This window comes from Ruegeria sp. AU67, assembly GCF_900312795.1.
Taxonomy (GTDB): Bacteria; Pseudomonadota; Alphaproteobacteria; order Rhodobacterales; family Rhodobacteraceae; genus Ruegeria; species Ruegeria atlantica.
Window position 1 is genome coordinate 1 of the sequence record NZ_OMPH01000019.1, and the last position, 19,512, is coordinate 19,512.

Below are 19,512 nucleotides of genomic sequence, written 5' to 3' on the forward strand. Positions count from 1 at the left end.
GGCGGCGACGATGGCGGCGGCGATGATGGCGGCGGCAACGATGGTGGCGGCGATGATGGCGGCGGCAATGATGGTGGCGGCGACGGCAAAGGTGGCGGCAAAGGCGGCGGCAAGGGCGGCGACGGCAAAGGTGGCGGCAAAGGCGGCGGCAAGGGCGGCGACGGCAAAGGTGGCGGCAAAGGCGGCGGCAAGGGCGGCGACGGCAAAGGTGGCGGCAAAGGCGGCGGCAAAGGCGGCGACGGCAAAGGTGGCGGCAAAGGCGGCGACGGCAAAGGTGGCGGCAAAGGCGGCGGCAAGGGCGGCGACGGCAAAGGCGGCGGCAAAGGCGGCGACGGTAAGGGCGGCAGTAAAGGGAACAACGGTGGCGGCAACGGGCCGGAAGGCAATAGCCCAGGCCAAGGTAACAATGCCCACGATGACGAAAGGTGACGCAGTTCTCGCAAGGGCGAGTCTAAGCTTAGCCGATACCTAAAACAAAAAACGGCCACCGCAAAGGGTGGCCGTTTCGTTTACTTCATGGTGACTGGCCCGCTAGCCCAGTTGAACCAACGCGTGGCGCTTCTTACCTGCGCTCAGCTTGATTGGCGACGAAAGAGCACCCGCGTCGATTATCAACCCGGCATCCGTCAACGGAGCGTCATCCAGCTTGGCACCGTTTTCCGCGATCAGCCGTTTGGCCTCTTTACCGGACTTTGCCAGACCCGATTTCACGATGACTTGCACGATGGACATGCCTTCGCCTAATTCATCCGCGCTGAGGGTCAGGGTCGGAAGATCGTCCCCAACACCGCCTTTTTCGAACACTTCACGGGCCGTGGCCTCGGCGTTGGCCGCAGCCTCAGTTCCGTGCAGCAGGGCGGTGACTTCGTTGGCGAGGCGGATCTTGGCCTCGTTGATCTCGGACCCTTGCAGCGCGCCCAACCGATCACACTCATCCACCGGCATTTCGGTGTAAAGCTTCAGGAAACGGCTAACATCCGCGTCAGTCGTATTCCGCCAGAACTGCCAGAATTCGTAAGGCGAGCGCATCTCGGCGTTCAGCCAGACCGCACCGTCTTGCGACTTGCCCATCTTCTTGCCGTCGCTGGTGGTCAGAAGCGGCGAAGTCAGGCCGTAGATCTCGTGATCCAGAACGCGACGCGTCAGGTCGATACCGTTGACGATGTTGCCCCACTGGTCACTTCCACCCATCTGTAGAACGCAGCCATAGCGGCGGTTCAGCTCAAGGAAGTCATAGGCCTGCAAGATCATGTAGTTGAATTCGAGGAATGACAGAGATTGCTCGCGATCAAGCCGTGATTTCACCGATTCAAACGCCAGCATTCGGTTGACAGAGAAATGCCGCCCGATATCGCGTAGGAAATCAAGGTAGTTCAGGCCATCCAGCCATTCGGCATTGTTCAGCATCAGCGCCTTGTTTTCGGCGTCGCTGTCATAGTCGATATAGGCCGAGAACACCTTTTTGATGCCCGCAATGTTCTCGTCGATCTGTTCGGGACCCAGCAGGGGGCGTTCATCCGCACGGAACGACGGGTCGCCCACCTTGGTGGTGCCGCCGCCCATAAGGGTGATTGGCTGGTGGCCAGTTTTCTGGAGCCAGCGCAGCATCATGATCTGAATCAGGCTGCCCACATGCAACGACTTGGCCGTAGCATCAAAGCCGATATAGGCCGGTTTGCACCCACTGATCAGCGCCTCGTCAAGGCCCTGATAATCGGTGCAGTCGGCGAGAAAGCCGCGCTCGATCATCGTGGCGATGAAATCCGATTTGGGGTGGTAGGTCATATCGCGCCCTTTGGGTTTATGTTGCGGGGCACTGTATAGGCGGCGCATTGGGTAAGGAAAAGGCACCATTTCCAAGAAAACGCGGGCTGTGTCAGCTTTTGACCGGGGGCAAGCGGAAGGCATAGAGCATTGCGATGGTGTTCAACACCACAAGGACAACAATCGGCGTGATTGGATCATGCAAATGCGCGACTGCCCCAAGGATCGCAGCAAAAACAATTCCAACAAGACCAGCGCTGACATCCCCCAGCGCGACCAGATAGGGGCGCTCTTTTTCAACGCTCATCTGAATGAGATACAGGTAGCGCCCGTAGGTCACCCCATTCCCGCTCAGCGATAGCAGCAGGATCACAAGCGCGTAGACCCAGACGTTCTGAGCGTAACCGAGGAACGTAAAGCCAAGCGCCATCAGGGCCGAGATTGCGGCGATCATGCATCCCAGCCACATCACAGGTTTGACCGAGACACGATCGCTGATCCATCCCCACAAAAGCGAACCGATCACCATCCCAAGGCTGGCCCCTATGACAAAATAGCTGAGCGAATGCTTGGTCCCCATATGCAGCGTCGCAGCATGGATCGTGTAGAAGGGCATCGCCAGCTCGACCGATACAAAGATCAGTCGGGCCGAAAGAAACTTGCGATACCACGGATAAGCCATACCGGTTTTGAATCCGGTCGCCAACTCGGCCAGGGGCTTGGGATTTTTATTCGGCTCCGGCAAAGGGGCGCGCTGTTCATCCTCAAGCAGTCGCACCCCTGCAAAGGCAACACCTGCGGCAAACATGGCAATCACGCCGCACCACAGAACGACGATGTGGCGCTGCATCGGTTGGTCCCCGGACAACAGGTCGCGCGTGATCAGAACAACGATGATGGCCAAAACGCCCGAGATGGTGGCCTGCGCAAACACCATCCGATTCCGTTTCGCTTCGGGGACTGAAATGCCGTAGATCTGGCTGGTTCCAAGGCTGGTGATCCCCTGGCACAATCCCAGGACCATCGCGGTGGTCAGGAACAGCAGTACGATCATCACACTGGGCAGTTTTGTTGAAAACAGGGCCACCGCCGCCAATACTGCGGCCGTCAAAAGGTTCGGTGCGTAGACGGCCAGCTTGGCGCGGGTTGCCCGATTGATGAAGGGCGCAACAAAGATCTCGGCAATCAGGCGCGATCCGGTGACAAACGGCAGGAGCATTCCTGCAAAAAACGTTGGCGCGCCCAGAGCCAGATACAGGAACGGCAACACCAGATTTGGGTTGATCAACTGCCCTCCGATCGTGGCCAGAGCACCGGACCAGAAGATCAGGAAATAGTTCCGGCCTTCAGAGGGTTGTTTCTGCGAATACGTGTCTGCCATATGCCACTAAGTCCAATTTGTGTTCCTTATACCAAATTGTCGGGAAAAAGCGCGACCCTCGCGGGAACCGTCTTGCCTTGGCTTCGGCGGAAGGGGCAGGTTAAACGGGCTGTGCCGATCAACCATGACGGTACACACATAATTCGGCAGGAGAGATCACCGTGGGGCGGGCCATCAAACGAACAGGTGCGATCAGGGTTTTGGGCGCGATGTCCGGCACTTCGATGGATGGGGTGGATGCCGCGGTCGTCGAAACGGACGGGCACCGGATTTTGGGATTTGGTCCAAGTGGGTATCGTGCCTACTCCGATGAGGAGCGTGCGGTTCTGCGCGCCGCTTTAGGGCAGTGGCACGGGCCGGACGTGGATGCCGCGGCAGAGCTTGTCACCTTGGCCCATGCCGAGGCGCTGTCTGAATTCGATGAGGTCGACCTGATCGGTGTGCACGGCCAAACTCTCGCTCATGAACCGAGCGGGCGCGGGACGTTGCAGGTGGGCGACGGGAAAGGGCTGGCTCAGGCGTTGGGCGTGCCGGTCGTCTGGGATTTCCGCAGCGATGATGTGGCGATGGGGGGCGAAGGCGCCCCGTTGGCGCCTTTCTTTCATTTTGCCTGCGCCAAGTGGATCGAAGCAACCCAACCGCTGTGCTTTCTGAACCTTGGCGGTGTCGGGAACCTGACTTATGTGGACCCAAGTTTCGATGGCCCCGAAGCCCCGGGCGCGTTGCTGGCGTTTGACACTGGTCCCGCGAATGCACCGGTTGACGATCTGATGCAGGCGCGTTTGGGCCTGCCGATGGATCGCGACGGAGCCGTCGCGCGGGGTGGCACCGTTGAGACAGGCGCGCTCGAACTGTTTTTGTCCGAGCCTTTTTTCACCCGTATGCCGCCGAAATCACTGGACCGGAACGACTTTTCCGAGATGATCAAACTGGTGCAAGAGCTCAGCGATGCGGACGCTGTGGCTACTCTGACGGGTATGTGTGCAGCGGGCGTAGTGCAGGGGATGGAGCATTGCCCCAAACCACCCTCGCGACTGTTGGTCACTGGAGGCGGTAGACACAACCCGGTATTGATGGAGATGCTGCGCGTTGCATTGGACTGCCCGGTCGAACCAGTCGAGGCCGTGGGTCTGGACGGAGATATGCTTGAAGCGCAGGCCTTCGCCTATCTGGCGGCACGCGTCGCCCGCAGGCTGCCGACGTCGTGTCCAGGGACGACAGGTGTGAAAGCGCTGGTCGGTGGTGGGGTTGTGAGTTCGGTTGCGTAATGGGGCGGTTGGTTAATAGGTGAATGCCCGGACTTCGCTTTGAGGACTTTTCCGTCGTTCGTTTACCAGCCTGAAACGTCCCCTTTTCTACTTCAGCCGTTATGCAGTAAAATTACTGCACTTTACATGTAGTAATCTAACTGCATATAGGACCTATGACAGATGACCAGCTAGACTTAATCTTCAAAGCTCTTTCAGACAGCACCCGTCGTCGCATCATCGACCATCTGAGCAAAAGGCCAGCTCAATCGTTATTCGAGGTATGCGCGGCTTCGGTTGCAGAGGATGGAATCGCTTTGTCCCGACAGACGGTCTCCCAGCATCTTGCTGTCTTAGAGAAGGCGGGATTGATCGAGGTCGAATGGAAGGGGCGAACGAAGGCGCATTCTTTGAGCGTAAGCAACGACGACATCGCTGCGGCATCGTGGCTTACAAAATACAACCGAAAGGAACTAAGACATGAAAATTTATGTCACCAGTGTCTTTGTTGACGACCAAGACAAGGCCGAAAAATTCTATACCGAAGTGCTCGGCTTCAAAGTGAAACACAATATTCCACTGGGCACCAATCGTTGGCTGACGGTTGTTTCAGAAGAAGACCCAGATGGAACAGAGCTGCTACTTGAACCAAGCGACCATCCCGCCACGAGCCCGTTCAAGGAAGCTATCGTTGCCGATGGAATCGCGGCACATTCATTTCAGGTGCAAGACCTCGATGCCGAGTGGAAGAAGCTGACCGACCGAGGAGTGGAGTTTACCACCGAACCAATGGATGCCGGCGCAGTTCACATGGCTGTTTTTGATGACACCTGTGGCAACCTGATCCAGTTGATCCAGATGAAAGACGCCTGAACAAACCTATTCCTTTGCCGGACGTACCGAAAGCTACCGTTTGGTCTATACGCAGCATCGGTCGCTTCGGGCTCAATGCAGCCAATCCGTAACCAACTAGATGAATGATTGGCGCTTCACGCTTCGTACATAATTACTTGTAAACTGCGAGTATCCGTACGAAGTCGACTTCAAATGTTCCCGCGTCCAGCCGTGCAATGCAGGCAGCTGGTGGAAGGGCACATTCGGAAAGGCGTGGTGTTCGGCGTGATAGGGCATGTTCCAGGCCACAAAACGCACGATCCGGTTGGTGAACGTGGTGCGCGAGTTCTCGAGCATGTTGGCGACTGGCGGACACAGGCCGTGTTCCGCCAGTAGGTAGAGGCGCAGGAATGGTTGCCCCAGCAGAACGGGAAAAATCCAAAGCCAGAGGAGCAGCGGCGACAGGAGCAGGCTTAGGGCTGCGACCGCGTAGAGTATCAGTAGCAGACGTGCCTCAGCCCGCATGGCGGTGTGTTGGCGCGCAGGTAAGTACGGGGCGTCGATGCGACCAAAGGCGTTTTGATACAGGACAAGTGCCATGCCTTTCCAATAGGGCCAGCCGGACAGGTAGATCAGCAGGCTCAGCCGGTCCTGCGGTCGTGGCTTGCCGCCAAGCTCGGGGTCTTTCTCCGGGTGGTTCGTCCATTTGTGGTGCGCTAGGTGAAAATATCGAAACCACGTAAAGGGCAGGGCGATTGGAACTGAAACAAGATGTCCGACAGCGTCGTTCAGCCAGCCGGTCTTGAACGGGGTCTTATGGGTGCATTCATGGCTGAGCGTGAACAGAAACACCAACAAGACACCCTGTGGCAGGATCAGGACCGGCCAGAGAGGGACCCGCCACGCGATACCCGCGCTGGTGGCGGACAGTAACACCAGATAGCCCAGAAGATGACGCAGACCTGCTGTGTCCGAGCGCCGTTGTAGCTGATCTTTGGTCTCGGGTGGCAGCGACGCTATGAGGGCGCGGTGATCCATGCATCATCCGCGCGCTATGTCGAACCCTGGCTCGGCCAGTTCGAAACCGTCAAACTGGAACCCGGGCGAAACAGTGCAACTGACCAACGTATAGTCTCCGGTGGTGCGCGCTGCCTGCCAGTGGTTTTCGGGCACGATCAATTGCGGTGCGCCCTTTGAAAGGTCTGGGCCTAGGATGTGAACGGTGGCTGGACCGTCATCCGTAGCGCTCAGCGACAGGATCAGCGGAGCACCTGAGTGGTAGAGCCAGATTTCGGTGGCGTCCACGCGGTGCCAGTGGCTGCTTTCACCAGCGGCCAACAGGAAATAGATGCAGGTGCCGGTGGCGCGGCCCGCGTTATCCGCGCGCCAGGTTTCGCGAAACCAGCCACCCTCGGGGTGTTGTTCCAGTTTCAGGTGGTCGATGATCTCTTGAGCGGTCATGGGGCCTCTTGTCTTTTGCGATGATTATGCACGGGAAGGTGCGATCCGCTATGGTATTCGTGTCCGCAAGGAATATGTTTGCCGCATGACCCTGACGATCCCGTTTGACAACAGCTACGCTCGCCTTCCCAACAGCTTTTATGCGCGGCAGGCACCTATACCTGTGCGTGCCCCACGCCTGATCGCATTCAACTCGGAATTGGCGAAGGTATTGAAGGTCACACCGGGGGAGGTAGAGGAGATGGCTGAAGCCTTCGCTGGCAACACGCTGCCCGAAGGCGCAGAGCCGATTGCGCAGCTTTATTCGGGACATCAGTTCGGCAATTATAACCCGCAGCTTGGCGACGGCCGCGCTGTTCTGCTGGGCGAAACGATCGGGACAGATGGCCTCCGCCGGGATATCCAGCTCAAAGGGTCCGGTCCAACGCCGTTCAGCCGTCAGGGGGATGGCCGCGCATGGCTGGGACCGGTGTTGCGGGAATACGTGGTGTCCGAGGCAATGCATGCGCTGGGCATCCCGACGACCCGCGCGCTGGCGGCAGTTGAGACCGGAGAGATTGTGCTGCGCGAGGGGCCGATGCCCGGTGCGGTTCTGACCCGTGTGGCGCAAAGCCATCTGCGGGTCGGGACATTCCAAGTTTTCGCCGCGCGTGGCCAACTGGACAGCCTGCGCCGCCTGACGGAATACGCAATAGACCGCCACTATCCTGACGCGGATGGCCCGATGGGCCTGCTGCGCGTGGTGGTGGAGGCGCAATCGCGGCTGATCGCGGCATGGATGGGTGTTGGCTTTATCCATGGGGTGATGAACACCGACAATTGCTCAATCGCGGGTGAGACCATCGATTATGGGCCCTGCGCTTTAATGGACAGCTATCATCCGAACACGGTTTACAGTTCGATCGACCGGATGGGGCGCTATGCCTATTCCAACCAGCCTGACATCGCCGTTTGGAATGTGGCGCAATTGGCGACGGCGTTGATCCAGCAGATGGAAGACAAGGACGCAGCCGTCGAAGAAGCGACCGAGATTGTACACGCCATGCCTGCGCAGCTACAAGAGAGCTGGTTGAAGCGGTTCCGGGCCAAGATCGGGTTGATGAACGAGGAAGAGGGCGATCCGGAACTGATCTCGGATCTGCTGACGCGCATGGCGCAGAACCAAGCGGATTTCACCAACACCTTCAGGGCGCTGGGCAGTGATGCCGCACGTGATCAGTTCACCAATCCTGCGGCGTACGACGAATGGTCCGAAGGGTGGAACGCGCGTTTGGGGCGTGAGCAGGACCCATCCACCGTAATGTCCGCCGCAAACCCGGCTTTCATTCCGCGCAATCACCGGGTTGAACAAATGATACAGTCGGCCGTTCAGGGCGATTACGAACCGTTCCAAAGGCTGAACGCTGTTCTGGCGCGACCTTATGAGGATCAGTCCGATACGGATGATCTGAAACGCCCGCCATCAGAGACCGAAGTTGTCCATGCGACGTTCTGTGGAACCTGAAGTTCTGGCGCTCAGGCCTCATCATGATAGGGATTGACCTCATCCGGCCAACGGCGGGCGTATTGCGAGATCATCAGGTAGACATCCGCCCCGTCGATTGCCCTGCGCGCATCGCGGACCATGCGCAGGTTCAGGGTGTCGACGTCTTCGGCGGTAATCGCGCGCAGCGGGTTGTAGTAGACGGTGATCAGAATGGTCCGACCTTGCTTGGTTACGGACATATCTCGCAATGCGCCACCGTCCTCTGCGATTGCCGGGCGCAAGGCACGACGCGCAGCAGCAAGAAGTTCGGGGCTTGCGGTGGCGTTTGCCAGCTCTCCCAGCCCGCCGCGGAAATCGCGCAGATATGATCCGATGGCCAGAACGCACAGGAACAGCACGATGATCGAGTCGCCGACGGGTGCGATTGAAGATAGGGCACCATCCCGGAACAGGTATATTGCTCCAAGGCCAATTGCTGCAGCTGCGGTGAACAGGCCATCGAACAGTGCCGCCTTGGATTCCAACCGCAGGATTGCGCTGGCCTTCCCGGTCTTCCGCCAAGTGAAATAGTGAAACGCCCACAGCAAAACGCAGGTCAGGCCAATGGCGGCAAAATAGATGAACATCGGACCGAATATCAGCGGTTCGGGCATCATGCCGTTGTAGTAGCTGTAGATGTTCTTAGTCGCGTTCGAGATGGCAAACAGCACCAATCCCAACAAGGACAAAGAGCGGAAGGTGGAAAAGATCGCTTCATCCGCTGCATAGCCAAAGGGGCGGCGCTTGTCGGGGCCTGCATCTATCTTCAGGCTGATACGACGGCCCAGAAATGCCGATCCAAAGCCGACCAGTGAATACAGACCATCCATCATGATCGCATTAGAGTTCGACAGAATCCCGGCCAGTATACCAGCCGCGCCCATGAACAGGTTGCCGCCCATGGCGATGATGAGCGCGCGCCCCTCAAGCTGCTTTCTGCGTTCTGCATTTGGCATCGACATCTGGTAACGTCCTGATAGGGCATCAAACTCCGCAACAGATACCCGTTCGAGGGGGATAGGCCAACACCTGCGATGGTGGGTTGTCCTAGTCCCGCACGATTTCAAGCACCGCAGCACTGACAATCAGGATAGCGCCCAACAGCTCGCGCAACCCGAACGGCTCGCCCGAGAACGCGGCGGCCGAGGCCAAGCCGACGACAACCTCGCTCATAAGGAGGATGCCGACGCGGGCAGGGGACAGTTTGGTTGCGGGCCAGATTGTCATGAACACCATGGGTAAGGTGTAGAAGGCCGACAGCAGCACAAACTGAAGGGTCCAAAGAAGATCCGCCTGCACAATTGTTGGCAATACAGGTTCGGGCAGAACCGTGAGGCTGACCAGAGAAAGGATCAGCGCGCCTGCGACAAAGGCAAAGACCTGACCCGAGGCTGAGATCGTACTGGTTTGGTACAGCCCCAACGTACCCAGCGCCCAGCACATGCCCGAGGCCAACGCCATCCAATCGCCGCTGTTTTGGGGCAGCGGGATACCACCCGAGTCGCCCAGCACGACGAATAGACCGCCGACACCGCAGGCAAGGCCCGCAAGCCGCCCCAGAGTCAGGCGTTCACCCAGAAACACCCGGCCCAGAATCGTGCCCCAGATCGGGGTGAGGTAGAATAACAGGATCGACCGCACCACATCCGTATAGACAAGACTGATGGAATAAAGACTGAAGGCCGCGCCGGTGAACATACCGCTGAACACCAGATCGCGCCATTGCAGGGCCAGCGTCCCTCTCTCTTTCCGGATGAAGGGAACTAGGCCCAGCAGCGCAACGCTATACATCGCAATACCCGGCCAGGGCCCGGTCAGGCCCAGATCATAGAAAAACCGAACGGGGATCCAATAGAGACCCCACATCATGCCACCGATCACTAGGACAATGCTTGCCCAGGTGCGGTTGCTCGAGAGTGTGTTGCTGGAAACCACTTCAGGCCTCAATTGGACGCGTTCCACGGGGATAGAGTATCGCCACCCTGTTGATCAAGCGCAGCATTCCTGATCGCGCCGCCTGCCTGAATATTGGGCACTTTGGCAGCGCGAAAAGCTCTTATTTGCCGCTCCTGCAGAAGACTGGGGTTGCGCCCGGCCACCAGCATGGCACTTTGGGGTTCGTCCATTTGATCGGAACCTTATGTCGCCTCAATCAACCCTGCGGATTGCAAGCTATAACATCCAGAAATGCGTCGGGTTGGATTTTCGCCGCCAGCCTCAGCGCATCATGCAGGTCATTGAAGGCATGCAGGCTGATATTGTGGTGCTGCAAGAGGCCGACAAAAGGCTACCGCCGCGACCCGCTGCCTTGCCACATTTCATGTTGGATGAAGCCGGTTGGCAGATTGTCGACCTGGGGGGCGCAGGCAGCTTGGGCTGGCACGGCAACGCGGTCATCTGGCGCGGTGACAAAATTGACGTGCGCCAGACCGCTCACCATGATTTGCCCGGGCTGGAACCTCGCGGTGCAGTTCGGGTCGAGTTCGACACCCAGATCGGGCCGCTTCGGGTGATGGGGATGCATCTGGGTCTTCTGCCCGCTTCTCGGCGGCAGCAGATCCATCAACTCCGGCGCTGCGATGAGGATCTGGATCAGATGCCTACCGTATGGGCCGGAGATTTCAACGAGTGGTCGCGCCAGCCGGTGCTCGATCATCTTGCACCCGACATGCGATTTTTGCCCCCGGTTCCCAGTTTCCCGGCTGCACAGCCTCTGGGCGCACTGGACCGGATCGCGCTGGGAGCTGGGCTTGAGGCCGTTGTGCATGGCGTCCACAAAGCGCGGCCTGCGCATATCGCATCAGATCACCTGCCGATCTGGGCTGATCTTCGCAAGGTCGCTTAGGCGCAAATCCCCTGTGGCGCCAGCGGCGCAGACGTATTAAGACAGAAACCCGAACTACTCTGAGGGTCACTATGTCCGACACGATCATCGCCCGTTGCGAAGCCAAAGGTCTCCGCATGACGGGTCAGCGCCGCACAATTGCTCAGGTGTTGCAGCAAAGTGATGACCATCCGGATGTGGAAGAGCTGTACGCCCGCGCCTCTAAGGTGGATTCGGGTATCTCGATCGCCACGGTCTATCGCACCGTGAAGCTGTTCGAAGAGGCAGGGATTCTTGAGCGGTTGGAATTCGGTGATGGGCGCGCCCGCTATGAGGATGCCGAGAGGGACCACCACGACCATCTGATCGACATGCAGTCGGGGGAAGTGATCGAATTTGTCGATCCCGAGATCGAGGCCCTGCAGGAAAAGATCGCAGCCAAGCTTGGGTACAAGCTGAAAGGGCATCGGTTGGAACTGTACGGCGTGCCGCTGAAACAGGGCTGATCCATCACGAAACGCGATTGGTTGCCGCACGGCAATTCATGAAACATGTCGCAATATCGCTTGCGGCGTCGCGGATGATACGGTTTTGCTGACTTAAGGTCGCGGAATTTCCCGCGCCATCTCAACGGACACGCGTATGAACAACGTACACGGCATCTTGCTGATCATCGGATCGATGGCGGCCTTCGCACTTGAGGACATGTTCATCAAGCATCTGTCGATCACTGTACCCACGGGTCAGATCATGATCGCTTTGGGTCTGGTCTGCGGGCTGGTGTTCGTACTGATGTCATTGGCCACGCGTAAACGCATCTTTGATCCGGAGGCGTGGAAAGGTCTGCCGCTGGCGCGGGCAGGGACCGAGGCGGTAGGAGCGCTGACCTTTGTTACCGCGCTGTCGCTGGTCGAGCTGTCCACCGTTGCTGCCGTCTTTCAGGCGATGCCGCTGGCAGTGACTATGGGGGCGGCACTGTTTTTGGGCGAGCAGGTCGGTTGGCGACGTTGGAGCGCCATCGGAATAGGCTTTATTGGTGTCTTGATGATTATTCGCCCGGGTTTGGAAGGGTTTCAGCCCGAGTCGCTGTTCGTTGTCGCGACCGTAATTGCGATCGCCGCGCGTGATCTGATTACACGCAAACTGGACGTCCGTGTGGCCTCGTCCGTTGTTGCCATGCAGGCCTATATCGCCGTTGCCCTTGCCGGGGTGGTTCTGATGGTGTTTCTGGCTCAGCCAGTTGTTCCACTGCAATCCACGCAAGTAGGTCCGTATCTGGGGGCAATCGGCTTTGGCGTCCTGGGATATTACGGCATCGTGACGGCCATGCGGATCGGAGAGGCCTCGGCCCTGACACCTTTCCGGTACAGCCGGCTCGTGTTTTCCATCGCGGCAGGGATGCTGATGTTTGGCGAACGGCCCGATCTGATGACGGTGGCCGGTGCCGCGTTGATCCTCGGATCGGGCATGTACACCTTTATCCGCGAACGCCGGCTGGCGCGCACAATGGCGGTTGCGGCCTGACGGATCGTCGCACGTTGGCGCAAACACGTGGCTGTTAGCCCTAAACCCTCATGAATATACCTGTTAGCGGTAACATGACTGGTTTACTTTTGGCCCGGTGATGTTATGAGGCATGCAACCAAATGCAGCCACAGGGACGGGCCTCATGAGCACCATCATCGACATCCACGCACGCGAAATCCTTGACAGCCGGGGCAACCCAACCGTCGAAGTGGACGTGATTCTGGAAGACGGCACCATGGGCCGCGCTGCTGTGCCTTCGGGCGCGTCAACCGGTGCGTACGAAGCGGTGGAAAAGCGTGACGGTGACAAGTCGCGCTATATGGGCAAAGGCGTGCTTGAAGCTGTCGCCGCTGTGAACGGTGAGATCGCCGAAGAACTGGTCGGCTATGACGCGACCGAGCAGGTCGCCATCGACGGCGCAATGATCGAACTGGACGGGACCGAGAACAAGAGCCGTCTGGGCGCAAACGCCATTCTGGGCGTCTCGCTGGCCACAGCCAAGGCTGCGGCAGATTTCACCACGCAACCTCTATATCGCTACGTCGGCGGTACGTCGGCCCGCGTTTTGCCAGTGCCGATGATGAACATCATCAACGGTGGTGAGCATGCCGACAACCCGATCGACATTCAGGAATTCATGATCATGCCGACCTCGGCCGCGAATATCCGCGAAGCTGTGCGCATGGGCTCCGAGGTGTTCCACACGCTGAAACGTGAGTTGTCGGCGGCTGGTCTGGCCACCGGTGTTGGCGACGAGGGCGGCTTTGCGCCCAACATCGCGTCCACCCGCGAGGCGCTGGACTTCATCCTGCAGTCCATTGAAAAGGCAGGCTACAAGCCGGGTGAGGAAATCCATCTGGCGCTGGATTGCGCGGCGACCGAATACTTCAAAGACGGCAAATACGTGCTGGCGGGCGAGGGGATCTCTCTGAGCTCGGACGAGAATGCGGCTTACCTGGCGGCTTTGGTCAATGACTATCCGATCATTTCCATCGAAGATGGCATGTCCGAAGATGACTGGGACGGCTGGAAAGCTCTGACCGACATGATTGGCGACAAGGTGCAGCTGGTGGGCGACGACCTGTTCGTGACCAACCCCGTGCGTCTGGCCGAAGGGATCAAGCGCGGCTGTGCCAACTCGATGCTGGTCAAGGTGAACCAGATCGGATCGCTGACTGAAACACTTCGTGCCGTCGATATGGCGCACCGTGCACGGTATACCAACGTGATGTCGCACCGCTCGGGCGAAACCGAGGATGCGACCATTGCCGATCTGGCGGTTGCGACCAATTGCGGTCAGATCAAAACCGGCTCGCTGGCGCGGTCGGACCGGTTGGCCAAGTACAACCAGCTGATCCGCATCGAGGAATCGCTGGGTGAAGTTGCGGAATACGCAGGCGCGTCGATCCTTCGCAACTGAGGTCAATAATGCTAGACTGATCCTCGTGTTTTTCGAGGATCGTGTTTTGCTTAAAGTCATCGAAGCTGAAACGCCGGACCACTTTGATGAGGTTCGGCGTTTGTGTTGGGAATATCGCGACTTCCTGCTGACGTTGGACGCCAAGTCCGTGCGCGTCGTAAAAACCTTTTATCCCCGCGACGTTTATGCCCGGCTGATGGACGAGATCGAAGTCGAACACGCCCCACCGGGCGGTGGTGTGCGGCTGGTTCTAAAGGATGGACATGCCGTTGGGTGCGGAATGTTCCGGACAATCGGGCCGGGCATTGCCGAAATAAAACGGGTGTTTGTAAATAACGCCGCCCGAGGGACAGGGGCAGGATATGCGGTTATGATGTCCTTGATTGAACAGTGCCGTGAACAGGGGTTTGACTGCATTCGCATGGACACGGGCAAACCATTGGAATCGGCAACGCGTCTGTACCTGTCGATGGGCTTCCAACTGCGCGACGCATATTCCGAGATTCCGGAGATCGCGAAAGACACCTTATTGTTTTTTGAGATGCCTTTGTCCGGTGCTCAGGCGGAAAATTCGCAAATCGAGTGATTTTTTTTCAAAGTCTTACGCGTTGTTATCGCTTGTAAAAATCAATCTTGTTAGAAATACACCTACATAAATTCAATTTTGTGTGAACTTTTACCTATTTGTCCGATCCCGGTGTCTCGTAATGTGCTTGCATTACAGAAAGGGAAACGACATGACTGGTTCGAAAATCCTTCTCGTAGCTTCAGTGATCAGCACTGTATTTTTGGCGGCCTGTGCAGGGCCTGGTACTTATCCGATCACCGGGGAGGCGGTGTCCGCAAGTGACCCGGTTCTGGGTATGGAAACGCCGTCATACATGTATCGCGGTGAAGCCCGCTAGGGCCTTCACGGGGGGACGGGCGGCGACGCCCGTAAGTATCTGACCGTTTTAGAGCTTTCGGCTCATCAAGACATAGCGATCGCGCGGTTTGAAGCCGGTGCGCAAGTACAGCTTATGCGCAGCCTCGTTCGTGCGATCAACTTCTAGGTGAAGGGCGGTCAGACCGGCCTCGGCCAGAGCCTTGGGCAGGTCAAGCAGCACTTCGGTGGCGATGCCACGGCCGCGAACGGCCGGGCGGATGTAGATTTCGTCTATGAAGCCGTCCATGCCGCCAAATTCGACCGACCAGCCGAAGGTCAGGATGACATAGCCCAGCGGCGCGCGCCCTGGGCCGATCAGATAGACGCAACCGTGGGGAATACCCTCTAGTAAGGGGATCAGCGCATTGCGGGTCTGGTCCATGTCCTGCGCGATCCCTGCTTCGGTGTGGAACGCGGTCACCAGGCCCATCAGGCGGTCCAGATCTTCGGGGCGCGCAAGGCGAAGTGCGGCGCTCATAGTCGGGCCAGCCGTTCGGTCAGCAGGGCAAAGAAACCGTCAGCGTCGATTTCCCCAATGAACATTGCATTGGGCGGATGGTCTGTCACGCGCCACCAATCAGCGACGGTCATGCCCATCGTCAGTTCGGATTGCGTTTCGATCTGAACATTGATGTGTCGGCCTGAAAACAATTCGGGCCGGATCAGATAGGCGGTCACGCACGGGTCGTGCAGCGGCGCGCCTTCCGAGCCGTATTTCTCTATATCGAAACGTTCGAAGAAATCAGTCATCTCGGCCACGGCATGCCCGACCTTACTGTCGAGCGCGCGGAAGGCGTCATTGCGATGTTTCGTGACCAGCGCATCGTGGGTCACGTCTAGCGGCATAACGACGACATGAACGCCGGATTTAAACACAATATCAGCAGCTTCGGGATCGACGTAGATGTTGAATTCCGCTGCCGGGGTGATGTTGCCAACCTCAAAATACGCACCGCCCATCAGAACGATTTCCTGTACCCGATCAACAATATCTGGCGCTTTTTGAAAGGCGGATGCGATGTTGGTCAGCGGGCCGAGCGGGCAAAGCGTTACGGTTCCCGGCTCATGCGCGCGCAGGATGTCGATGATGAAGTCGACCGCGTGCCCGTCAGCCAGCGGCATTTCCGGATCGGGCAGGACGGGGCCGTCTAGGCCGGTCTTGCCGTGCACATGTTCTGCGGTGACCAGAGGGCGGTTTAGCGGGCGGTCACACCCAGCATAAACAGGGATATGTGTGTGGCCGGCCAGTTCACAGACGATCCGCGCATTCTTGGCCGTCAGTTCCAGCGGCACGTTCCCGGCAACGGCGGTAATGCCCAGAACATCAATCTCTTCCGGACTTGCCAATGCCAGCAAGATGGCGACTGCGTCGTCCTGCCCGGGATCGGTGTCGATGATGATCTTGCGCGGTGCCATGCTTTGCCTCCGGGGTATTGAAGCGCGGACACTCGCAAGTGTCACCACGCTTGTCCAGCGGTTTCAGACCTCGGTCGTCGCACCTACCGGCGGGAGTTTGCCATTGGCGCGGTGCTCTTCAATTTTGACCTCGTCCCACAGCGAATCCATTTCTTCCAAATCGCTTTGCGACGGCGTTTTTCCGCGCGCAGCCAGCCGCGCCTCGACCTGCTCGAACCGGCGTGTGAACTTGGCGTTGGTGCGGCGCAGGGCGGCCTCGGGTTCGATGCCCAGATGACGGCCCAGATTGACCATCACGAACAGAAGATCGCCGAATTCATCCTCCAGCGCGTCTGCGTCCTTAGCATTGCGCGCTTCCTCCAGCTCTGCAGCCTCTTCCGTGATCTTGGCCAGCACATGGCTGGCATCAGGCCAGTCAAACCCCACGCGGGCCGCGCGTTTCTGCAGCTTGTGCGCGCGCAATAAGGCAGGCAGGTTGGCCGCGACACCGTCCAGCGCGCCTTTCTGTTCCTTGCCGGCGCGCTCTGCCGCCTTGATGGTTTCCCAATCCACGGTCTGCTGGTCCGCTGATTTATCGCGGGATTCATCGCCAAATACATGCGGGTGACGGTCGACCATCTTGTCCGACATGGTCTGCACCACGTCCTGAAAGGTGAAATGCCCGGCTTCTTCGGCCATTTGTGCGTGAAAAACCGACTGGAACAGCAGGTCGCCCAGCTCGCCTTTCAGCTCATCATAGGCTTCGCGCTCGATGGCGTCGGCGACCTCATAGGCCTCCTCAATCGTGTAGGGGGCGATGGTGGCAAAATCCTGTTCGATATCCCACGGGCAGCCCGTTTGCGGGTCACGCAGACGGCGCATGATTTCCAACAGGCGCTCGATACCTGCATCGCTGTCGTGGATCAGAGGATTTTCGGCCATTGCGAACCCTTTCGTTCCGGTGTCAGATGCATCCATTCCGCAGTCCCGATCAGGAGTCCACCCCAGATGCCCGTCGTCAACCGAATTGCCGATTACTCAGCCGATATGGCCGCATGGCGCAAACACTTGCATTCGATCCCCGAGTTGGAGTTCGAATGCCATGAAACTGCAGCGTTCGTAGCGGACCGTCTGCGCGAATTCGGAGTGGACGAGCTGCACGAAGGTATTGCCAAGACCGGGATCGTCGCGATCATCAGCGGGCGGGGTGAGGGGCCTACGATTGGTCTGCGGGCCGATATGGACGCGCTGCCGATCCCTGAGGAAACGGGCGTCGAATACGCCTCGACCAATCCGGGCAAGATGCACGCCTGCGGTCATGACGGGCATACTACGATGCTGTTGGGTGCGGCGCGTTATCTGGCCGAGACACGGAACTTTCGTGGCCGCGTGGCGCTGATCTTTCAGCCAGCCGAAGAAGAAGGCGGCGGTGCGGGCGTGATGGTCGAAGAAGGCATCATGGATCGGTTCGATATTTCTCAGGTCTACGCTCTGCACAATGCGCCAAACCTGCCCGTTGGCGCGTTTCACACCACTCCGGGGCCGATCATGGCGGCGGTGGATACGTTCGAGGTTCATATTCAAGGCGTTGGTGGTCACGGTGCCATGCCGCATGAAGCCCGAGACCCGGTGATGGCGGCCTGCGGCATTGCGCAGGCGATCCAGACGATTGTCAGCCGCAACAACTATGCGCTGGACGACCTGGTCGTCTCGGTCACGCAAATCCACACCGGGACGGTGAATAACGTGATCCCCGATACGGCTTTCATCAACGGCACTGTCCGAACCTTCGATCCAAATGTTCAGCAGATGGTGATCGAGCGTATGGAGCAAATCGTACAGGGGCAGGCGACCTCATACGGAGTCGAGGCGCGGCTGGATTACGAGAAGAACTACCCGGCCACGATCAACGATGGCGAAAAGGCCGGATTTGCCGCCGAGGTGGCCCGCGACGTGTCCGGGGCCGAGCGTGTGGTGGGCAACATGGGCCGCGAAATGGGGGCCGAGGATTTCTCGTACATGCTGCAATCGCGCCCCGGCGCCTATCTGTTTTTGGGGCAGGGCGAGAGCGCCGGGCTGCACCATCCGAAATACAATTTCAACGACGAGATCGCGCCGGTCGGCGCTTCGTTCTTTGCGCGGATCGTCGAAAAGGCACAGCCGCTGGGCTGATCGGGGGGAAGATATGGCACTGGAAGACGCAAAAAATCAGGTAGACGAGGCCTTCACCAACCCTGATCTCAAAGGGCTGTCCTACGAAAACACCTTTGGCGGCGCGACATCGTTCCTGCGCCGTCTCTATACCAAGGACTTGAAAGGCGTGGATATCGCCGTGACCGGTGTGCCCTTTGATCAGGCCGTGACGAACCGACCCGGCACCCGACTTGGCCCCCGCGCAATCCGCGAGGCCAGCGCTTTGCAATCGCCCGATGCGCCCTACGGCTGGCCCTTCGATGCGCTCAGCGAACTGGCAATCGTGGATTATGGAGACATGGCTTATGACTATGCCAATATCCCAGCCTTTCCCGATACGTTGACCGACCACATCCGCACTATTTTGGCCGTTGATGTGTCTTCGGTCACATTAGGCGGGGACCACTATATCAGCTTCCCGATCCTCAAGGCCTATGCCGAGAAATACGGGCCGATGTCTCTGCTGCAATTCGATGCGCATACCGACACTTGGGCCGATGACGACATGTCCCGCGTGGATCACGGGACGATGTTCTACAAGGCGGTGAAATCCGGCATCGTGGACCCGAAACGCTCGGTTCAGGTTGGTATCCGCACGACCAACGAGGATACTCTGGGCGTCAACATCATCGACGCGCGCGAAGTCTACGAATCCGGCCCCGCCGCAGTGGCGAAAAAAATCAAAGGTATTTTGGGCGACAGCCCGGTCTATCTGAGCTTTGACATCGACGGCCTGGACCCGGCCTTTGCCCCCGGCACCGGCACGCCCGTTTGGGGCGGACTGAGTTCCATTCAGGCGCAGATCATCCTGCGCGACATTGCCGGGATTAATATCAAAGGCGGGGACGTGGTCGAAGTGTCGCCGCCCTACGACACGTCAGGTGCCACGGCCATTGCAGGTGCTCATGTGGCGACTCAGATCATTTGCCTGCTGGGGTGGAACAAGCTGGTGCAGGATTAACCTTTGGTTAGCCATCTTTCCGGTATCTGATTAACCAAAAGCCGGACGGGAGAAA

23 protein-coding genes are annotated in these 19,512 nt (G+C 58.5%); 13 read left to right on the plus strand and 10 right to left on the minus strand.

The genetic code is table 11. The features are described from left to right. Window positions 1-429: hypothetical protein (locus tag DK510_RS08290; RefSeq protein WP_200833225.1), on the plus strand; the 429-nt coding region annotated here is incomplete at its 5' end. A 102-nt stretch (window positions 430-531) separates the two neighbouring features. Here the strand turns inward: DK510_RS08290 and tyrS are convergent. Both tyrS and DK510_RS08300 read right to left on the minus strand, forming a co-directional pair. After that, window positions 532-1,785: a tyrosine--tRNA ligase gene (gene tyrS / locus DK510_RS08295; protein WP_109311882.1), complete on the minus strand. Its 1,254-nt coding sequence runs from the start codon at window positions 1,783-1,785 to the stop codon at window positions 532-534. A gap of 91 nt (window positions 1,786-1,876) precedes the next feature. Further along, window positions 1,877-3,145 carry an MFS transporter gene (locus tag DK510_RS08300; protein WP_109311682.1) on the minus strand — a complete coding sequence of 423 codons (1,269 nt, stop codon included), beginning with the start codon at window positions 3,143-3,145 and terminating at the stop codon, window positions 1,877-1,879. 209 nt (window positions 3,146-3,354) lie between these two features. Here DK510_RS08300 and DK510_RS08305 point away from each other — a divergent pair, with 209 nt between their 5' ends. The 3 genes from DK510_RS08305 to DK510_RS08315 all read left to right on the plus strand — a co-directional run bounded on the left by DK510_RS08305 (window position 3,355) and on the right by DK510_RS08315 (window position 5,265). Beyond that, window positions 3,355-4,413: an anhydro-N-acetylmuramic acid kinase gene (locus DK510_RS08305; RefSeq protein WP_370246267.1), complete on the plus strand. Its 1,059-nt coding sequence runs from the start codon at window positions 3,355-3,357 to the stop codon at window positions 4,411-4,413. A gap of 155 nt (window positions 4,414-4,568) precedes the next feature. Further along, complete coding sequence (locus tag DK510_RS23615) at window positions 4,569-4,904, plus strand: winged helix-turn-helix domain-containing protein (RefSeq protein WP_109311684.1); 336 nt, start codon at window positions 4,569-4,571, stop codon at window positions 4,902-4,904. Then, the gene (locus DK510_RS08315) at window positions 4,873-5,265 is read left to right on the plus strand and encodes a VOC family protein (RefSeq protein ID WP_109311685.1); all 393 of its coding nucleotides are present in this window, start codon (window positions 4,873-4,875) and stop codon (window positions 5,263-5,265) included. Before DK510_RS23615 ends, DK510_RS08315 begins: the two co-directional genes overlap by 32 nt. Before the next feature lie 96 nt (window positions 5,266-5,361). Here the strand turns inward: DK510_RS08315 and DK510_RS08320 are convergent, their stop codons facing one another. Continuing rightward, on the minus strand, window positions 5,362-6,264 hold the full coding sequence (locus DK510_RS08320) for a fatty acid desaturase (protein WP_109311686.1): 903 nt from the start codon (window positions 6,262-6,264) through the stop codon (window positions 5,362-5,364). 3 nt (window positions 6,265-6,267) lie between these two features. Then, window positions 6,268-6,687, minus strand: coding sequence for a cupin domain-containing protein (locus DK510_RS08325; protein ID WP_109311687.1), 420 nt, complete (start codon window positions 6,685-6,687; stop codon window positions 6,268-6,270). Window positions 6,688-6,772: 85 nt separating this feature from the next. Here DK510_RS08325 and DK510_RS08330 point away from each other — a divergent pair, with 85 nt between their 5' ends. Further along, complete coding sequence (locus DK510_RS08330; RefSeq protein WP_109311883.1) at window positions 6,773-8,191, plus strand: YdiU family protein; 1,419 nt, start codon at window positions 6,773-6,775, stop codon at window positions 8,189-8,191. Window positions 8,192-8,202: 11 nt separating this feature from the next. On the opposite strand, the gene DK510_RS08335 is transcribed toward DK510_RS08330, so the two are convergent. The 3 genes from DK510_RS08335 to DK510_RS08345 form a co-directional block, all read right to left on the minus strand. Further along, a complete protein-coding gene (locus DK510_RS08335; protein ID WP_109311688.1) occupies window positions 8,203-9,174 on the minus strand; it encodes a cation transporter in 972 nt (323 codons plus the stop codon). Window positions 9,175-9,259: 85 nt separating this feature from the next. Next, complete coding sequence (locus tag DK510_RS08340) at window positions 9,260-10,147, minus strand: DMT family transporter (protein ID WP_160116485.1); 888 nt, start codon at window positions 10,145-10,147, stop codon at window positions 9,260-9,262. 8 nt (window positions 10,148-10,155) lie between these two features. Next, window positions 10,156-10,338 carry a hypothetical protein gene (locus DK510_RS08345; protein WP_109311690.1) on the minus strand — a complete coding sequence of 61 codons (183 nt, stop codon included), beginning with the start codon at window positions 10,336-10,338 and terminating at the stop codon, window positions 10,156-10,158. A 14-nt stretch (window positions 10,339-10,352) separates the two neighbouring features. Between DK510_RS08345 and DK510_RS08350 the strand changes: the two genes are divergently transcribed. The 6 genes from DK510_RS08350 to DK510_RS22960 all read left to right on the plus strand — a co-directional run bounded on the left by DK510_RS08350 (window position 10,353) and on the right by DK510_RS22960 (window position 14,888). Then, a complete protein-coding gene (locus tag DK510_RS08350) occupies window positions 10,353-11,057 on the plus strand; it encodes an endonuclease/exonuclease/phosphatase family protein (protein ID WP_109311691.1) in 705 nt (234 codons plus the stop codon). A 71-nt stretch (window positions 11,058-11,128) separates the two neighbouring features. Next, complete coding sequence (locus DK510_RS08355) at window positions 11,129-11,542, plus strand: Fur family transcriptional regulator (protein ID WP_058277587.1); 414 nt, start codon at window positions 11,129-11,131, stop codon at window positions 11,540-11,542. Window positions 11,543-11,678: 136 nt separating this feature from the next. After that, the gene (locus DK510_RS08360) at window positions 11,679-12,560 is read left to right on the plus strand and encodes a DMT family transporter (protein WP_109311692.1); all 882 of its coding nucleotides are present in this window, start codon (window positions 11,679-11,681) and stop codon (window positions 12,558-12,560) included. Between the two features lie 145 nt (window positions 12,561-12,705). Beyond that, the gene (gene eno, locus DK510_RS08365; protein ID WP_109311693.1) at window positions 12,706-13,983 is read left to right on the plus strand and encodes a phosphopyruvate hydratase; all 1,278 of its coding nucleotides are present in this window, start codon (window positions 12,706-12,708) and stop codon (window positions 13,981-13,983) included. 46 nt (window positions 13,984-14,029) lie between these two features. Further along, entirely contained in the window at window positions 14,030-14,569 is a 540-nt protein-coding gene (locus tag DK510_RS08370; protein ID WP_109311884.1) for a GNAT family N-acetyltransferase, read from the plus strand. Between the two features lie 151 nt (window positions 14,570-14,720). Next, a complete protein-coding gene (locus tag DK510_RS22960; protein ID WP_186437364.1) occupies window positions 14,721-14,888 on the plus strand; it encodes a hypothetical protein in 168 nt (55 codons plus the stop codon). Between the two features lie 48 nt (window positions 14,889-14,936). On the opposite strand, the gene DK510_RS08375 is transcribed toward DK510_RS22960, so the two are convergent. The 3 genes from DK510_RS08375 to mazG form a co-directional block, all read right to left on the minus strand. Further along, window positions 14,937-15,386 carry an N-acetyltransferase gene (locus DK510_RS08375; RefSeq protein WP_109311694.1) on the minus strand — a complete coding sequence of 150 codons (450 nt, stop codon included), beginning with the start codon at window positions 15,384-15,386 and terminating at the stop codon, window positions 14,937-14,939. Continuing rightward, the gene (locus DK510_RS08380; protein ID WP_109311695.1) at window positions 15,383-16,324 is read right to left on the minus strand and encodes a nucleoside hydrolase; all 942 of its coding nucleotides are present in this window, start codon (window positions 16,322-16,324) and stop codon (window positions 15,383-15,385) included. Before DK510_RS08380 ends, DK510_RS08375 begins: the two co-directional genes overlap by 4 nt. A gap of 63 nt (window positions 16,325-16,387) precedes the next feature. Next, window positions 16,388-17,245, minus strand: a complete 858-nt coding sequence (mazG, locus tag DK510_RS08385) for a nucleoside triphosphate pyrophosphohydrolase (protein ID WP_109311885.1) — start codon at window positions 17,243-17,245, stop codon at window positions 16,388-16,390. Window positions 17,246-17,311: 66 nt separating this feature from the next. Here mazG and DK510_RS08390 point away from each other — a divergent pair, with 66 nt between their 5' ends. Both DK510_RS08390 and speB read left to right on the plus strand, forming a co-directional pair. Further along, a complete protein-coding gene (locus DK510_RS08390) occupies window positions 17,312-18,475 on the plus strand; it encodes a M20 aminoacylase family protein (RefSeq protein ID WP_109311696.1) in 1,164 nt (387 codons plus the stop codon). Window positions 18,476-18,488: 13 nt separating this feature from the next. Next, window positions 18,489-19,457: an agmatinase gene (speB, locus tag DK510_RS08395; RefSeq protein WP_109311697.1), complete on the plus strand. Its 969-nt coding sequence runs from the start codon at window positions 18,489-18,491 to the stop codon at window positions 19,455-19,457. The last annotated feature ends 55 nt before the right edge of the window (window positions 19,458-19,512 follow it).

Coding starts and splice junctions, on each gene's coding strand:
- tyrS (WP_109311882.1), bottom strand. CDS start 1,785: ATGACCTACCACCCCAAATCGGATTTCATCGCCACGATGATCGAGCGC.
- DK510_RS08300 (WP_109311682.1), bottom strand. CDS start 3,145: ATGGCAGACACGTATTCGCAGAAACAACCCTCTGAAGGCCGGAACTAT.
- DK510_RS08305 (WP_370246267.1), top strand. CDS start 3,355: ATGTCCGGCACTTCGATGGATGGGGTGGATGCCGCGGTCGTCGAAACG.
- DK510_RS23615 (WP_109311684.1), top strand. CDS start 4,569: ATGACAGATGACCAGCTAGACTTAATCTTCAAAGCTCTTTCAGACAGC.
- DK510_RS08315 (WP_109311685.1), top strand. CDS start 4,873: ATGAAAATTTATGTCACCAGTGTCTTTGTTGACGACCAAGACAAGGCC.
- DK510_RS08320 (WP_109311686.1), bottom strand. CDS start 6,264: ATGGATCACCGCGCCCTCATAGCGTCGCTGCCACCCGAGACCAAAGAT.
- DK510_RS08325 (WP_109311687.1), bottom strand. CDS start 6,687: ATGACCGCTCAAGAGATCATCGACCACCTGAAACTGGAACAACACCCC.
- DK510_RS08330 (WP_109311883.1), top strand. CDS start 6,773: ATGACCCTGACGATCCCGTTTGACAACAGCTACGCTCGCCTTCCCAAC.
- DK510_RS08335 (WP_109311688.1), bottom strand. CDS start 9,174: ATGTCGATGCCAAATGCAGAACGCAGAAAGCAGCTTGAGGGGCGCGCG.
- DK510_RS08345 (WP_109311690.1), bottom strand. CDS start 10,338: ATGGACGAACCCCAAAGTGCCATGCTGGTGGCCGGGCGCAACCCCAGT.
- DK510_RS08350 (WP_109311691.1), top strand. CDS start 10,353: ATGTCGCCTCAATCAACCCTGCGGATTGCAAGCTATAACATCCAGAAA.
- DK510_RS08355 (WP_058277587.1), top strand. CDS start 11,129: ATGTCCGACACGATCATCGCCCGTTGCGAAGCCAAAGGTCTCCGCATG.
- DK510_RS08360 (WP_109311692.1), top strand. CDS start 11,679: ATGAACAACGTACACGGCATCTTGCTGATCATCGGATCGATGGCGGCC.
- eno (WP_109311693.1), top strand. CDS start 12,706: ATGAGCACCATCATCGACATCCACGCACGCGAAATCCTTGACAGCCGG.
- DK510_RS22960 (WP_186437364.1), top strand. CDS start 14,721: ATGACTGGTTCGAAAATCCTTCTCGTAGCTTCAGTGATCAGCACTGTA.
- DK510_RS08375 (WP_109311694.1), bottom strand. CDS start 15,386: ATGAGCGCCGCACTTCGCCTTGCGCGCCCCGAAGATCTGGACCGCCTG.
- DK510_RS08380 (WP_109311695.1), bottom strand. CDS start 16,324: ATGGCACCGCGCAAGATCATCATCGACACCGATCCCGGGCAGGACGAC.
- mazG (WP_109311885.1), bottom strand. CDS start 17,245: ATGGCCGAAAATCCTCTGATCCACGACAGCGATGCAGGTATCGAGCGC.
- DK510_RS08390 (WP_109311696.1), top strand. CDS start 17,312: ATGCCCGTCGTCAACCGAATTGCCGATTACTCAGCCGATATGGCCGCA.
- speB (WP_109311697.1), top strand. CDS start 18,489: ATGGCACTGGAAGACGCAAAAAATCAGGTAGACGAGGCCTTCACCAAC.